This window comes from Pseudomonas sp. GW821-FHT09C10, from assembly GCF_059418085.1.
In genome coordinates this window covers 95,245-108,164 of sequence record NZ_JBWKPE010000018.1, presented here as the reverse complement: position 1 = coordinate 108,164, position 12,920 = coordinate 95,245, and the positions used below count along the sequence as shown (strand labels likewise).

Below are 12,920 nucleotides of genomic sequence, written 5' to 3'. Positions count from 1 at the left end.
AAATGTCAGGCGGTGTGGTTGCTCAGCTCCAACTCGGCCAATACCCGGGCGCGGGACTCGTCATCCGCCAGGGCGTGCTCAATGGCTTTGCGAAAGCTTGGTGTATTGCCCAGCGGCCCTTTGAGCGCCATGAGTGCTTCACGCAATGCCATCAGCTTGTGCAATTCGGGTATCTGTTCCACCAGGTTCGCGGGATTGAAGTCCTTCATGGCATTGATCCGCACCTCAATGGCCAGCTCCTCGACTTCAGCACACTCCTGCAGGCGATTGGGTACGTTCAGCGTCAGGCTTAATGCTTGCTTGGCCAGCACTTCATCAAGGGTGTTCTTGTCGATGGCAATGGGCTTGCGGTCTTCAAGCTTGCGTACATCCTCACGCTGGGTGAAGTCACCCAGCACCAGCAGCTTCAACGGCAGTTCAACTTCATCCTGCGCACCGCCGATGGCAGGCTTGAAGGTGATATTGATACGTTCCCTGGGCGCTACCGAACCTTCTTTGGCCATCGTGTTTCTCCTTTTCCAAGTGGCTCGAAAGCCTATTCAAGTACCGCTTCAAGATCGAAGAGGCACAGCCTGCGATGGGTGTCTTCCTTACGCTCGCGTACGGCCTGGTTTTGTGGCAACACGTCACAGCAACGGTGCAGCAACTGGGTGACTTGCAAGGCCAACTCCGGCTCCCAGTGCTCCAGGCCCCTGCGTTGCAGCTCATTGTCGAGGTGTTCGAGCTGGATCTTCGCCAACTCGTGTTTGCCCGCCTGCCCACACAGGCGCGCCTGGGCAAGTCGCCAATGAAAACGGGCACGATCGCTATGAGCCGCATGCATGCCTTGCTTGAGTTCATGGACGGCCGCCTTGAGCCCGTCCTGGCGCAGCCGCAGCCGTGCCACTTGCAAGGCCACCTCCCAAGGCTCGGCGTCGGCATCCGCCACGGTCGGTGATTCGGGCCATTGCAGATGACGGGCAACCTGCTGCGCGATCCAGTCACGCGTGGGACCGTCGGCAAAAGGAGCGCCATCGTGAAAACGAAACTCGGGCAGGTGGGGCAGGCGCTGCAGCAGCAGGGCGAAGTTCACTTCCAGCTCAGTCATGGCCAGGTCGGCCTGCAGGGCTTCCAGGCACTGCCAGACCATGTACAACCCGTCGAACCAGAACAGCGCACCGGCGAGGCTGGCCTCGAGCTCGAGCATCAAGTCGGTGTAATGACCTTGGGCAAGCCGCTCCTGGTAACGCTTGAGCTTGTCGGGTGCAGGCCCGCGCAAGGTGGTGATCCGTTCGCTGTCAGCGTCCGGGTAGCTGACGAGGGTCAGCCAGGTTAGCGCCCGGTTCAGACGCAGCGCGCGCAGGTCGGTGGCGTTCTGGCGTAACCACCAGGCACACAGAGGACGGGCCTGATCCTGTAAGGCGCGCAGCAACTTGTGGGCATCTTTCTCGGTGCTCACCACGACCTCGGCATTCTGCAACAGGGTGGTCACCTGCCCGACCTGCTCCTGCACGGCAACACCGCCCAGGGTCGCGACCGGAGAATCGCCTTGCGCAGCACGCTCCAACCGCTGGGCCAGTTGCCTGCGAATCGGCAGGAACGGCGACGCGTTATCTTCAAGGCGCTCGACACAACACTCATCGAGACACACCAGATGTTCAAGCACGGATTCGAACAAGGGCTGCTGGTCCTGCAGCGACAGGCTTTGCGCAAAGAGGGGCTCGAGGCGCCCCGCCAGCCAACTGAAGGCTGCGCCACGAGTACGCGGTTTTTCGGGATAGACCGCGGACCAATGATGCACACAGAGATAGCGCAATAACCCAAGGCCTGCCAACAGTCCTGGAAAGGACTTCTGTTGATGCAATGCCCAGGTCAGCCAGACGACAATCCGCAGATCCTTGGATTGTTGACGCAACAGGTATTCACCGGTTTCCAGGACCTTCTGCCAGTCGGTCTGGACGCCCCCATGAATCGATTGCGCCTTGCCCAATTCGAACTCCAGAATTTCATACTCACTTGAATAGCGCATATCGCTGCCGGCAAAACTCGTCGGCGTGCAGGGCGACCGTGCAAGTTCAAGGTAGTCGTTATAAAGTTTTTCTGAATAAGACATTCGGCACAATTACCCAAAACAAAAAAGTCAGAGCATTAATATTTAAACCATCTATCAAATCGCCATCTAACCTTCGCCCCACCGCTGCAAAGTTCGTAAACCTTAGCCATGCAAACAGCATTCAACAAGCAGAGCCCCAACACTTAAGCCGTTTCCTACAACCACCATAATTCGAGGCCTGCGCAGGGTTTTGCGCAGTTAAACCTTCATCTGGCCTCGAGCATCTTTGCCTACCCCAATACCAACAACCCCAATTCCATGAGCAACTAAATGCGCACTTATGCGCAACGTATTCTGCATATATTCGATTAAATCGCCCTCCCCCGAGCAAAAAACCGCTCCATTAACCGCTGACGCCAGTGTTTTTATTGAGCCTGATACTTTCGGGCACGCTTCTTGTTAATGAGAGTTGCCCGACCGGCACCATGACCGGTTGGAACAACTCATCAATCAGGCAAGGAAACCCGTCATGCCAACACCCGCGTATCTTTCCATCACCGGTGTCAAACAAGGTTTGATTACGGCAGGCACATTTACCCAGGACTCGGTAGGCAACATTTATCAGGAAGGTCATGAAGACCAGATTCTGGTCCAGGCCTTTGCTCATCAGGTGATCATCCCCCGCGATCCGCAGTCGGGTCAGCCGACAGGCCAGAGGGTCCATAAGCCGCTGATGATCAGCAAGGTCTTCGATAAGTCATCGCCCTTGCTGTTCAGCGCATTGACCAGCGGTGAAGAGGTCAAATGCCGACTGGAGTGGTTCCGCACATCATCGGCCGGCACCCAGGAGCACTACTTCACGATAGAACTGGAGGGCGCGACGCTCGTGGACATCCAGTCCCGCATGCCCAATTGCCAGGACCCGGACAATGCCCACTTCACTCACCTGGAGGATGTGTACTTCACCTATCGCAAGATCGTATGGACCCACGAAGTGTCGGGCACATCCGGATCGGATGACTGGCGCAGCCCGGTAGCGGGCTAAGTCGGACCTGAGCAGGAACGGGAGCCAGGGACGGCACCGTTTCTGCCAGGCAACTACACCATCGCCAGGGGATGCTTGCGCTTGGGTGCGCCGAACACCCGATCGATGGCATCCAGGTCGTGCTCATCCAGCACCACCTTGGCGGCAGCCGCATTGAGCCGCACATGCTCCGGGGTGACCGCCTTGGGAATGGCGATCACACCGTCCTGGCGCAGCACCCAGGACAAGGCAACCTGGGCGGGCGTGATCTCGTGGCGGCGGGAGATCTGCTTGAGGGTCTGGCTGGACAGCAACGCCCCACCCTGGGCAATCGGGCAGTACGCCATCAGCGGCAAATGGTGTTGTTGCCACCAGGGCAACAGGTCGAATTCGATCCCGCGCTCTTCGATGTTGTACAGCACCTGGTTGGTCGCGCAGGCCGGGGATGCGAGCTCCTGCAGGTCGGCCACATCGAAATTGGAGACACCCCAGCGACCGATCTTGCCGGCCTCACGCAGGCGCTCGAACGCTTCGACGGTTTCTTCAAGGGAGTACTGGCCACGCCAATGCAGCAGATACAGATCAATGTAGTCCGTGCCCAGGCGCCGGAGGCTGGCTTCACACGCACGGGGCACGCCTTTTTGGCTGGCGTTGTGCGGGTAGACCTTGCTCACCAGGAACACTTGGTCACGCCTGCCGCTGATGGCTTCGCCGACGACTTCCTCGGCGCCACCCTCGCCATACATCTCGGCGGTGTCGATGAGGGTCATGCCCTCGTCGATCCCCAGTTGCAATGCCGCGACTTCAGCGCGGCGCCGGTCCGGATCTTCGCCCATGCGCCAGGTTCCCTGGCCGATGACAGGGACGGGAACACCCGCCAGATCAATGGTGCGCATGACAACCTCCTGATGAGTTCGCGAATTAACAGTGTGGCATTGACCGGACAAAAGGGTTCAATCGAAGTATGGTTGCCCTTTGCCAAGTCGCCAGGAAGGACCTGCAATGCTGTTTGTCGTGATGCTCGGGGGCAAGCACCCACGGGCAAGGATTGAAGTGCACGATGTGGTGTTCGCCGTAGCAGACACCCTGGAAGGCACCTACCCGCAACTGCGCGAGGGCTGGTTTGGCAGCCCAAAGGGCGTGCATATCGATTCGTGGATGGCGGTGGACGGCGTCGACGGCTGGAAAGTCGAACTCAGCCACCTGGCCCCCGCTGCCAACGCCTATCACCTGTACTTCATCAACCTTGGCGGTTATGAAACCAATAGCTTTGGCGAGGCCCACCACTACCTGCTGGTGGTCGCCCGCAACAAACGGGAGGCGACCAGCAAGGGCAAGCAACAGGTGCTGCGCCACTGGTCCCAGGCCCACACCGACGGCGTGATGGATATCGACGACTGCCTGCCCATCGACCTGGTGGACGGCCGCTACCTGCACCTGGTGCAAGGCGCCCATCGGCCGATCATTCAGCAGAACGACTATATCGTCTTGAATTGATGGAGGCTTATTCGACCTGACATCAGATAACTCCGGCAACGTCAGACGTAACACTGCTGTTGCTGTTGCTGTTGCTGTTGCTGTTGCTGTGGCTTTTGCTCTTGATCTCAGGCGCCCCGTCAAACACGCTGGCCGAACGCAGGCTTGAATCCGTGGGTAACCCGGCAGGACGCCGGGTTAGCCGTCCTGGGCCAGGGATGGCCCATGACGGCGGCCCACGGATTCAAGCCTGCGTTCGGGCACACCGAGCCTAGGTGAGGTGCCGAGTGTTGGGGCGAGGACCTTTTGCTTACTTTTGGGTCCCTCCAAAAGTGAGCCGCTGTAAGAGCGGAACCATAGGTGGCCGTTACCGCAGCAACGGATATGTACTCGGTCTGATCCAACATCCTGGTCGGCTGTCAGGCCGCCATCGGGAGCAAGTCGAATCGTCGCACCGCCCCTCCCACATTTGATCTCCATACATCAGGTAGATACTAGTCTGCTCTGGATCTCACTCCATTACCGCAGCAACCGATATGCACTCGATCTAATTCAACATCCTGGTCGGCCATCAGGCCGCCATCGGGAGCAAGTCGAATCGTCGCACCGCCCCTCCCACATGTGATCTCTATGCATCAGGTAGATACCAGCCTGCTCTGGGTCTCACTCCATCACGCCAATACCCAAGCTCAGCGCCCCAACCTGAACCCCAGCGGAACTTTGCCAGGAAATAACCGCCTGAATCCGGTACGCTCACCGTTTTTACTCAAGGAGTTAATCCCCATGGCCAAAGCCACCGCCCGTCACATCCTCGTTGCCACCGAAGACAAGTGCAACGAACTCAAGGCCCAAATCGAAGGCGGCGCCGATTTCGCAGAAGTCGCCAAAGCCAACTCCAGCTGCCCATCCAGCCGCCAGGGCGGTGACTTGGGTTCGTTCGGTCCAGGCCAGATGGTCAAGGAATTCGACACCGTCGTCTTCAGTGCCCCGGTCAACACCGTGCAAGGCCCGGTAAAAACCCAGTTCGGCTACCACCTGCTGGAAGTCACCAGCCGCCAGGACTGATCCCGTCCGCGCTGCTGCTTGAAACAACGGCCCGCCTCTTGGTGGGCCGTTGTGCATGTGACGACTGGCGACGCTGATGCCGTTAGCGTACAAATCCTTATTCTTCTTCACCCGGCGTTCAAGGCTGACAATGCGATTGGCTTTTTCCAGACTGTTCAGTACCTCCCTGGCCCTGCTGCTGGCCAGCAGCGCCGTGATCGCGGCGCCCCAACCGTCCATGACCGTGTACGGCGAACCGGCCAAGTATCCCGCCGGTTTCAGCCATTTCGACTACGCCAACCCCAACGCCCCCAAGGGCGGCAGCCTGCGGCGCTCGGCGCTGGAGATCGGGCGTTTCGACCATGTGCTGCCGTATATCGACAAAGGCATCGGCGTCTCCCAGGTCGACGGCTGGCTGTATGCGCCCCTGGCCCTGCGTTCCCTGGATGAGCCCTATACGGTGTATGGCCTGGTGGCCGAGAAGATGGAACGCGCGGAGGACGGCCTGTCCCTGCGCTTCTTCCTCAACCCCAAGGCGCGCTTTGCCGATGGCAAGCCGATCACCGCCGAAGACGTGCGCTACAGCTTCAACCTGCTGATGACCCAAGGCAGCCTGCGCTTTCGCACGCTGTTCGCCGACGTCAAGCACGTCGAAGTCGAAGGCCCGCGCCAGGTGCGTTTTGATTTCTCCAGCAATGAAAACCGCACCCTGCCCCTGGATGTCGCGACCCTGCCGGTGTTTCCCGAGCACTGGTGGAAAACCCGCGACTTCGCCAACGGCGGCGGCTACGAAGCCCCCCTGGGCAGCGGCCCGTACAAGGTCGGCAAGATCGACTCGGGCAGCACCATCACCTTTACCCGCGACCCCGACTGGTGGGGCAAGGACCTGCCCGTCAGCCGCGGCCTGTACAACTTCGATCACCTGAGCCTGGAGTACTTCGGTGACACCGAAGTGGCCCGCCAGGTACTGCGCGGTGGCGCCTACGACTTCAACCGTGAGTTTTCCGCCACCGGCTATTCCATCGGCTACAACGGCCCGGCCCTGGACGATGGCCGCCTGCAACGTGCGCACCTGGCCAAGGACATGCCGCAACCGGCCCAGGGTTATGTGTTCAACGTGCAAAAGCCGATGTTCAAGGACCGTCGCGTGCGCCAGGCCCTGGCGATGCTGTGGGACTTCGAATGGGCCAATCGGCAGATGATGCGCAACCTGTACATCCGCCAGCAAAGCTACTTCTCCAACAGCCCGTTGGCCGCCACCCAGCTGCCCACCCCGGAAGAACTGGCGATTCTGGAACCCTTGCGCGGGCAGATTCCCGACGAGGTATTCACCCAGGTGTTCAAGGCCCCGGTCACCGATGGCAGCGGCATGATCCGCGACAAACAGTTGCAAGCTCTGGCGCTGCTGGAAGAAGCCGGCTGGAAGCCAGACGGCGACAAACTGGTCAACGCCGAGGGCGAGCCGCTGGAGTTCACCTTCCTCAATGCCCAGAACGGCCTGGAACGCCTGCTGTTGCCGTACAAACGCAACCTCGCACAGATCGGCATTACCTTGAACATCCGCCGCATCGACTCTTCGCAATACGTCAACCGCCTGATGGCCCGCGACTACGACATGATCGTCACCGGCTTCCCGGTCACCACCTCGCCCGGCATGGAGCTGTACAACTACTTCGGCTCGAGCGCCGCATTCGATCCGGGCGCCAACAACTACATGGTGCTCAAGGACCCGGCCGTCGACAGCCTGATCAAGGGCCTGGTCAAGGCCGACACCCAGGCGCAGATGCTTACCTATGCCCATGCCTTGGACCGGGTGCTGCAATGGAATTACCTGTGGATCCCCAATTACTACCCGCCCGGCACCTCCGCCGCGTGGTGGAACCGCTTCGGCCGTCCGGCCATCGAGGCCAGGAATGATGAAGCCCTGGAAACCTGGTGGGAAATCAGCCCTACCCCGCTGACCAATGAACAAATGAATGCCGAGTTGAAAAAACGCGCGGGAGCTCGCTGATGTTTGCCTATATCGTGCGGCGCCTGCTGCTGATCATCCCGACGCTGGTGATCATCCTGCTGGTCAACTTCGTGATCGTCCAGGCCGCCCCCGGCGGACCGGTGGAACAAGCCATCGCCCACTTGCAGGGCATCGGCGGCGGCGCGGTCGGCGGCTCATCCGGCGACGGTGTCAGCAGCGGCTCCCGTGCCAGCCGTGGCCTGGACCCGAAACTGATCAAGGACATCGAAAAACAATACGGCTTCGACAAGCCCGCGCCGGAACGCCTGTGGCTGATGCTCAAGAGCTACGCCCAGCTGGATTTCGGCAACAGCTTCTTTCGCGGCGCCACCGTGATCGACCTGATCCTGGAAAAAATGCCAGTGACCATTTCCCTCGGCCTGTGGGCCACGCTGATCACCTACCTGGTGTCGATCCCCCTGGGCATTCGCAAGGCGGTGCGCCATGGCAGCAGCTTTGATGTGTGGAGCAGCACCGCCATTGTGATTGGCTACGCGATGCCGGCGTTCCTGTTCGCGATGTTCCTGATCGTGGTGTTCGCCGGAGGCACGTCATTGAACTGGTTTCCGGTGCGCGGGCTGGTCTCGGAAAACTTCGCCGAGCTGAGCACCGTGGGCAAGATCGCCGACTACTTCTGGCATCTGGTGCTGCCGGTCAGTGCGCTGGTGATCGGCGGGTTCGCCACCCTGACCATCCTGACCAAAAACTCGTTCCTCAATGAAATCACGCGCCAGTACGTAGTGACCGCCCGCGCCAAGGGCCTGAGCGAACGCCGGGTGCTGTACGGCCATGTGTTTCGCAACGCCATGCTGCTGGTGATCTCGGGGATTCCCCAGGCGTTCATCAGTGTGTTTTTTGCCGGTTCGCTGTTGATCGAGGTGATTTTTTCCCTCGATGGCCTCGGCCGCATGAGCTACGAAGCCGCCGTGTCCCGGGACTACCCGGTGGTGTTTGGCTCGCTGTTTATCTTCACCTTGTTTGGCCTGCTGATAAAACTGATCGGCGACCTCTGCTACACCCTGGTGGACCCGCGTATCGACTTCGCCGCGAGGAACGCCTGATGCTTAACCTGTCTCCCGTGGCCCGTCGGCGTTTCGAACGTTTCAAGAAAAACCGTCGCGGCTGGTGGTCGCTGTGGCTGTTTATCGGGCTGTTTATCCTGACCCTGGGCGGCGAATTGATCGCCAACGACAAGCCCTTGGTGCTCAGCTACAAGCACGAGCTGTATTTCCCGGCGTTCAAGCGCTACACCGAGCAGCAGTTCGGCGGGCAACTGCCGTTCCAGGCCGATTACCGCAGTGACTACGTGCAAAAGCTGATCAAGCAGGACGGCGGCTGGATGCTGTTCCCGCCCATCCCGTTCAGCGACGACACGCCCAACTACGAACTGACCCGCCCGGCCCCCAGCCCGCCCTCGACGGTGAACTGGCTGGGTACCGATGACCAGTCGCGGGATGTGTTGGCGCGGGTGATCTTCGGCGCGCGGGTGTCGATCCTGTTTGCCCTGGCACTCACCGCGATCAGCGCCACCATCGGCATCGCCGCCGGGGCCTTGCAGGGCTATTACGGCGGCTGGGTGGATCTGCTCGGCCAACGCATCCTTGAAGTGTGGTCCGGGCTGCCGGTGCTGTACCTGCTGATCATCCTGTCGGGGTTTGTCGAGCCGAACTTCTGGTGGTTGCTGGGGATCATGGCGCTGTTTTCCTGGCTGGCCCTGGTGGATGTGGTGCGCGCCGAGTTCCTGCGCGGGCGCAACCTGGAGTACGTCAAGGCCGCACGGGCCCTGGGCCTGGGCGACGGCAAGATCATTCGCCGGCACATCCTGCCCAACGCCATGACCGCCACCTTGAGCTACCTGCCGTTCATCCTCACCGGGGCGATTTCCACCCTGAGCGCCCTGGACTTCCTCGGTTTCGGCATGCCTGCGGGCAGTGCGTCACTGGGCGAGCTGATTGCCCAGGGCAAGCAGAACCTGCAAGCGCCGTGGCTGGGCCTGACGGCGTTTTTCACCTTGGCGCTGATCCTGTCGCTGCTGGTCTTTATCGGCGAGGCATTACGTGATGCCTTCGACCCACGCTCATGAGTGACTGCGTATGAACCTGATCGAAATCCGCGACCTCAGCGTCGCCTTCAGCGGCCAGACCGTGGTACGCAACCTGAGCCTGGATGTACGCCCCGGCGAGTGCCTGGCGCTGGTGGGTGAGTCCGGCTCCGGCAAGTCGGTGACCGCCCATTCGATTCTGCAACTGCTGCCCGAAGCCGGTACTGAAACCCGTGGCTCCGTGAAATATCGCGGCCAGGAACTGGTCGGCGCCTCGGCGTCGACCTTGCAGAAACTGCGCGGCAACCGCATTGCGATGATCTTCCAGGAGCCGATGACCTCCCTCAACCCGCTGCACAGCATCGAAAAACAGATCGGCGAAACCTTACTGCTGCACAAGGGCCTGGGCGGCAAGGCGGCGCAGGCGCGCATCCTCGAATTGCTGCAGTTGGTGGGTATCCAGAAACCCCGGGACCGCCTCAAGGCCTATCCGCACCAACTCTCCGGGGGCCAACGCCAACGGGTGATGATCGCCATGGCCCTGGCCTGTGAGCCGGAACTGCTGATCGCCGACGAGCCCACCACCGCCCTCGACGTGACCGTGCAGCGCAAGATCCTGCTGCTGCTCAAGTCCCTGCAACACCGCCTGGGCATGTCGCTGCTGCTGATCAGCCATGACCTCAACCTGGTGCGCAGCATTGCCCAGCGGGTGTGCGTGATGCACGCCGGGGAGATTGTCGAGCAGGCCGACTGCGAGACCTTGTTCACAGCACCGCAACATCCCTACAGCCGCCTGCTGCTGGACGCCGAGCCGTCCGGCGATGTGCTGTGCAGCGAGCCACGGGAGACCGTGCTGGACGTGCACGACCTGAGCGTGCAATTCCCCCTGGGCGGCGGTCTGTTCCGGCGCAAGACCTACCTGCGCGCGGTGGATGGCATCAGCCTCAGCGTGCAGCGCGGCAAGACCCTGGGGATTGTCGGCGAGTCCGGTTCGGGCAAGTCGACCCTCGGCCAGGCGATCCTGCGCCTGCTGGACTCCACCGGCAGCATCCGCTTCCAGGGCGAGGCCCTCGACCCGCTCAACCACAAGCAGATGCGCCCGTGGCGCAAGCAGATGCAAGTGGTCTTCCAAGACCCCTACGGCAGCCTCAGCCCGCGCATGTCGGTGCAGCAGATCATCAGCGAAGGCCTGGAGGTGCATGCGCCGTGCAGCCTGGCCGAGCGCGATGCGCAAGTGATCCAGGTGCTCAAGGACGTGGGCCTCGACCCCGCCAGTCGCCATCGCTTCCCCCATGAATTCTCCGGCGGCCAACGCCAACGCATCGCCATCGCCCGCGCGCTGGTGCTCAAGCCGGCGTTGATGCTGTTGGACGAACCTACCTCAGCCCTCGACCGCACCGTACAGAAACAGGTCGTAGCGTTGCTGCGTGAATTGCAGGAAAAGTACGGCCTGACCTACCTGTTTATCAGCCATGACCTCGCCGTGGTGCGCGCCATGGCCCATGACATGATCGTGATCAAGGACGGCAAGGTGGTCGAGCGCGGGCCGAGCCATGACGTTTTCGAAGCGCCGCAGCACCCGTATACCAAAGAACTCCTGGCGGCGGCCGGCGGGCTGTCGTCATGAGTACCAGCCTGACGGACTACCAACAGGTTCGCGGCCTGGCGATCCAGTCGCTGTTCGAGATCATCGAGCAGTCCAGCGAAGGCACGGTGATTGTCGACCGCGACGCCAATATTGTCTGGATGAACGAGCGCTACGCCAAGCGCTTCGGCCTCAAGAGTGCCGATGAAGCCATCGGCCAGCCGTGCGAGCAGGTGATTTCCAACAGCCTGTTGCGCCAGGTGGTGCGCACCGACCGGCCGATTCTGCTGGACATCCAGGACACCCCCAAAGGCCCGCTGGTGGTGATGCGCCTGCCGATCCACAACGACGCCGGTGCAGTGATCGGTGCGATTGGTTTTGCTTTGTTCGATGAGCTGCGCAACCTGTCGCCGCTGATCGAACGCTACCTGAGCATGCAGCAGGAACTGGCCTCCACCCGCTCGTTGCTGCGCTCACGCCAGAGCAAGTACAACTTCGCGCACTTTATCGGCACCAGCGCCGCCAGCCTGGAAGTCAAACGCCGTGCCCGGCGCAGCGCAAGCGCCGAATCGCCGGTGCTGCTGCTGGGCGAGACCGGTACCGGCAAGGAATTGCTCGCCCAGGCGATCCACGGCGCCTCACCGCGTGCGCACAGGGCGTTTGTCAGCATCAACAGCGCGGCGATTCCCCATGACCTGCTGGAAGCCGAGTTCTTCGGCACCGCGCCGGGCGCCTTTACCGGTGCCGATCGCAAGGGCCGTCCGGGCAAGTTCCAGATTGCCCAGGGCGGCACGCTGTTCCTCGATGAAATCGGCGATATGCCGCTGCCGCTGCAAAGCAAGCTGCTGCGGGTGTTACAGGAAAAGGAATTCGAACCGGTGGGTTCCAACGAAATGCTGCACAGCGATGTGCGGGTGATCGCGGCCACCTCCATGGACCTGGAAGCGGCGATCAAGCGCGGTGAGTTCCGTGCGGACCTGTATTACCGCCTGAACGTATTGCCGATCCAGGTGCCGCCGCTGCGTGAACGGCTGGAGGACATTCCGGCGCTGAGCGAAGCGATCCTCGAGGAACTGCGCAGCCAGCATGAACTGGACCGCGAAGCCCTGGCGCTGTTGGCACAGCATGCGTGGCCGGGGAACATCCGCGAACTGCGCAACGTGCTGGAGCGGGCGGCGTTGTTGAGCGATGACCTGGTGTTGAACGCTAGGGACATTCGTGCGGCGATTGGCACGTTCAGCCCGGTGGAACGCGGTGCGGTGGACACGGTTGAGGGCGAGACGTTTGCGGCGGCGCGGGAGCGGTTTGATCGGCAGGTGATTGCGGCGGCGCTCGAGGCGTGTGGTGGGAATGTGGTGGAGGCGGCCAGGCGATTGGGGCTGGGGCGGTCGACGTTGTACAAGAAGATGGTGGCGCTGGGAATCGCCTGATCTCCAAACAGAGACAAAACTCTCAATACAAAGACACTCCCTGTGGGAGGGGGCTTGCTCCCGATAGCATCAGGTAAGTCAACACATATGCTGGCTGATGCACCGCTATCGGGGGCAAGCCCCGTCCCACATTTGATCTTCATTTGTCTCCAAATAGAGACAGCATTCAAAAACACTCGAAAGAAATTAAAAAATATCCATATATTTCAATAACTTGAAAACATGGCACACATCTCGCTATAGCCCTCCCCACCGCTTCACCCACAACAATAACAAT

11 protein-coding genes are annotated in these 12,920 nt (G+C 60.9%); 8 read left to right on the top strand and 3 right to left on the bottom strand.

Annotated features, from left to right (window positions below; all coding sequences use genetic code 11):
* Window positions 1-5: 5 nt before the first annotated feature.
* The gene (tssB, locus tag AC07OT_RS27620; protein ID WP_115488201.1) at window positions 6-503 is read right to left on the bottom strand and encodes a type VI secretion system contractile sheath small subunit; all 498 of its coding nucleotides are present in this window, start codon (window positions 501-503) and stop codon (window positions 6-8) included.
* A 32-nt stretch (window positions 504-535) separates the two neighbouring features.
* A complete protein-coding gene (gene tssA / locus AC07OT_RS27615; protein ID WP_495109559.1) occupies window positions 536-2,092 on the bottom strand; it encodes a type VI secretion system protein TssA in 1,557 nt (518 codons plus the stop codon).
* A 469-nt stretch (window positions 2,093-2,561) separates the two neighbouring features.
* Here tssA and AC07OT_RS27610 point away from each other — a divergent pair, with 469 nt between their 5' ends.
* Entirely contained in the window at window positions 2,562-3,077 is a 516-nt protein-coding gene (locus tag AC07OT_RS27610) for an Hcp family type VI secretion system effector (protein WP_048729440.1), read from the top strand.
* A 53-nt stretch (window positions 3,078-3,130) separates the two neighbouring features.
* Here the strand turns inward: AC07OT_RS27610 and AC07OT_RS27605 are convergent, their stop codons facing one another.
* Entirely contained in the window at window positions 3,131-3,952 is an 822-nt protein-coding gene (locus tag AC07OT_RS27605; protein WP_495109558.1) for an aldo/keto reductase, read from the bottom strand.
* Window positions 3,953-4,058: 106 nt separating this feature from the next.
* Between AC07OT_RS27605 and AC07OT_RS27600 the strand changes: the two genes are divergently transcribed.
* The 7 genes from AC07OT_RS27600 (at window position 4,059) to AC07OT_RS27570 (ending at window position 12,643) form a co-directional block, all read left to right on the top strand.
* The gene (locus AC07OT_RS27600) at window positions 4,059-4,553 is read left to right on the top strand and encodes a DUF1543 domain-containing protein (RefSeq protein ID WP_495109557.1); all 495 of its coding nucleotides are present in this window, start codon (window positions 4,059-4,061) and stop codon (window positions 4,551-4,553) included.
* Window positions 4,554-5,315: 762 nt separating this feature from the next.
* Window positions 5,316-5,597: a peptidylprolyl isomerase gene (locus AC07OT_RS27595; protein ID WP_003208024.1), complete on the top strand. Its 282-nt coding sequence runs from the start codon at window positions 5,316-5,318 to the stop codon at window positions 5,595-5,597.
* Between the two features lie 130 nt (window positions 5,598-5,727).
* The gene (locus tag AC07OT_RS27590) at window positions 5,728-7,587 is read left to right on the top strand and encodes an extracellular solute-binding protein (protein ID WP_115488205.1); all 1,860 of its coding nucleotides are present in this window, start codon (window positions 5,728-5,730) and stop codon (window positions 7,585-7,587) included.
* Window positions 7,587-8,648 (top strand): microcin C ABC transporter permease YejB, encoded by a 1,062-nt coding sequence (locus AC07OT_RS27585; RefSeq protein ID WP_027608619.1) that lies wholly within the window; start codon window positions 7,587-7,589, stop codon window positions 8,646-8,648. The genes AC07OT_RS27590 and AC07OT_RS27585 overlap by 1 nt, the downstream gene beginning before the upstream one ends.
* Window positions 8,648-9,670: an ABC transporter permease gene (locus AC07OT_RS27580; RefSeq protein WP_495109556.1), complete on the top strand. Its 1,023-nt coding sequence runs from the start codon at window positions 8,648-8,650 to the stop codon at window positions 9,668-9,670. Before AC07OT_RS27585 ends, AC07OT_RS27580 begins: the two co-directional genes overlap by 1 nt.
* Before the next feature lie 10 nt (window positions 9,671-9,680).
* On the top strand, window positions 9,681-11,255 hold the full coding sequence (locus AC07OT_RS27575) for an ABC transporter ATP-binding protein (RefSeq protein ID WP_495109555.1): 1,575 nt from the start codon (window positions 9,681-9,683) through the stop codon (window positions 11,253-11,255).
* Complete coding sequence (locus AC07OT_RS27570; protein ID WP_495109554.1) at window positions 11,252-12,643, top strand: sigma-54 interaction domain-containing protein; 1,392 nt, start codon at window positions 11,252-11,254, stop codon at window positions 12,641-12,643. Before AC07OT_RS27575 ends, AC07OT_RS27570 begins: the two co-directional genes overlap by 4 nt.
* Window positions 12,644-12,920: the final 277 nt, after the last annotated feature.

Excerpts from the sequence above, each read along its gene's own strand:
- tssB (WP_115488201.1), bottom strand. The coding sequence starts at position 503 with ATGGCCAAAGAAGGTTCGGTAGCGCCCAGGGAACGTATCAATATCACC.
- AC07OT_RS27595 (WP_003208024.1), top strand. The coding sequence starts at position 5,316 with ATGGCCAAAGCCACCGCCCGTCACATCCTCGTTGCCACCGAAGACAAG.
- AC07OT_RS27605 (WP_495109558.1), bottom strand. The coding sequence starts at position 3,952 with ATGCGCACCATTGATCTGGCGGGTGTTCCCGTCCCTGTCATCGGCCAG.
- tssA (WP_495109559.1), bottom strand. The coding sequence starts at position 2,092 with ATGTCTTATTCAGAAAAACTTTATAACGACTACCTTGAACTTGCACGG.
- AC07OT_RS27570 (WP_495109554.1), top strand. The coding sequence starts at position 11,252 with ATGAGTACCAGCCTGACGGACTACCAACAGGTTCGCGGCCTGGCGATC.
- AC07OT_RS27590 (WP_115488205.1), top strand. The coding sequence starts at position 5,728 with ATGCGATTGGCTTTTTCCAGACTGTTCAGTACCTCCCTGGCCCTGCTG.
- AC07OT_RS27580 (WP_495109556.1), top strand. The coding sequence starts at position 8,648 with ATGCTTAACCTGTCTCCCGTGGCCCGTCGGCGTTTCGAACGTTTCAAG.
- AC07OT_RS27610 (WP_048729440.1), top strand. The coding sequence starts at position 2,562 with ATGCCAACACCCGCGTATCTTTCCATCACCGGTGTCAAACAAGGTTTG.
- AC07OT_RS27585 (WP_027608619.1), top strand. The coding sequence starts at position 7,587 with ATGTTTGCCTATATCGTGCGGCGCCTGCTGCTGATCATCCCGACGCTG.
- AC07OT_RS27600 (WP_495109557.1), top strand. The coding sequence starts at position 4,059 with ATGCTGTTTGTCGTGATGCTCGGGGGCAAGCACCCACGGGCAAGGATT.
- AC07OT_RS27575 (WP_495109555.1), top strand. The coding sequence starts at position 9,681 with ATGAACCTGATCGAAATCCGCGACCTCAGCGTCGCCTTCAGCGGCCAG.